The sequence below is a fragment of the Pseudomonas syringae genome (assembly GCF_000737245.1).
GTDB lineage: Bacteria > Pseudomonadota > Gammaproteobacteria > Pseudomonadales > Pseudomonadaceae > Aquipseudomonas > Aquipseudomonas syringae_J.
Window position 1 is genome coordinate 1 of record NZ_JPQU01000085.1, and the last position, 1,402, is coordinate 1,402.

The 1,402-nt window shown below is 56.1% G+C and carries 1 protein-coding gene; it reads right to left on the reverse strand.

The window, feature by feature from the left end; translation table 11 throughout:
• A protein-coding gene (locus IV01_RS26520; protein ID WP_418903566.1) for an IS3 family transposase occupies nucleotides 1–1,351 on the reverse strand; the annotation gives its coding sequence in 2 pieces (ribosomal slippage) (nucleotides 1–877 and nucleotides 877–1,351; 1,352 coding nt annotated over the 2 pieces). This gene is flagged as partial in the annotation.
• Between the last annotated feature and the right edge of the window lie 51 nt (nucleotides 1,352–1,402).

The window sequence follows — 1,402 nt, forward strand, 5'->3', positions numbered from 1 at the left end:
GTTCTGTACGCTACAGGGCTCAGCCCACCCAGCTTCATCTTGATTCGATCATGGTTGTAATAACGGATGTATTCATCCAGTCCTGCCTGTAATTGAGCCACGCTGTCGAAGCGTTCACGGTAAAAATACTCCGACTTCAAAGTGCCAAAAAAGCTCTCCATCGTAGCGTTGTCCAAGCAGTTGCCTTTGCGTGACATGCTCTGCTCCAGCCCTGCTTTTTCCAGACGCTCCCGGTAATCCGGGTATCGGTAGTGCCAGCCCTGATCCGAGTGCAGCATCGGCTTGGCAGCTTCGGGCAATCGCTCAAGCGCCTTCTCCAGCATGTCACCTACCAAGCCATAGCGTGGTCGGGTGGCCATCTGGTAAGCCACGATTTCGCCGTTGTACAAGTCCAGCACGGGAGACAGGTACAGCTTTTCACCGGCCACTTTGAACTCCGTCACGTCGGTAACCCATTTCTGATTCGGCTGCTCAGCCTCGAACTCGCGAGCCAAGGTATTGGGGGATGCCTCGCCCATCAGCCCGCGATACGACCGGTACTTTTTCGGGCGTACCGTGCATTTGAGATCCAGCTCGCCCATCAGCCGCCGAACCGTTTTGCTGTTAACTCTGTGGCCGGCATTATTCAGCGCGGCGGTCATCCGGCGATAGCCATAGCGACCCTTATGGGCGCTCTGGATGCGCTGGATAGAAGCTTTCAACAAGGCGAACCGATCCCCGCCCGCCATGGCCTTGACCTGGTAGTAATACGTACTGCGCGCCAGCCCCACCGCCTCAAGCAGCTCATCGAGCTCGAAGTGCTCTCGCAACTGGGTCACTAGCCGGGTTTTTTCTTGGCCGCCTTGGCCTGCCTTTTCTCCTCCTCCCGAAATTCCTTGAGCTTTTTTAGCACGGCGTTCTCCACCTGAAGCTTACGAAGCTTGATCAACAGCTCGGCGTGCGAGAGGTCTTCATCGTTGGTCGGTGACGGTTCAGAAGGTTTGGCGGGTGGCAACTTCATGGCAGTGTTCAGTCCTTTCCCTGCAGTCAGGGCTTCGATGCCGCCACTGTAATACTGCTGCTGCCATCTGCCCACCTGAGTGGAGTTGCCCAGATTGAAAAGCGCCGCCACACGGCGAAAGGACAGCTTGTCTCGCCACATACGCTGAAGCACGGAGAGCTTGAACTCGGCGCTATAGCCTTTGCTGCGAGCCTGGAGGCTGGCATCACCATGTATTTGGTACGCCTCTACCCAGCGACGGAGCAATGTAGGGTCCACTTGGAATTGAGCGGCTACGAACCGCAAGCCTCTGCCTCGCTCAAGAAAGGCTTTGATAGCGGACAGCTTGAATTGAGTTGTGTACTTGCTCATGAAAAACACCCCAGAGGTTGGACGGGTGTCCAACTTTTGGGGCGCACTTCA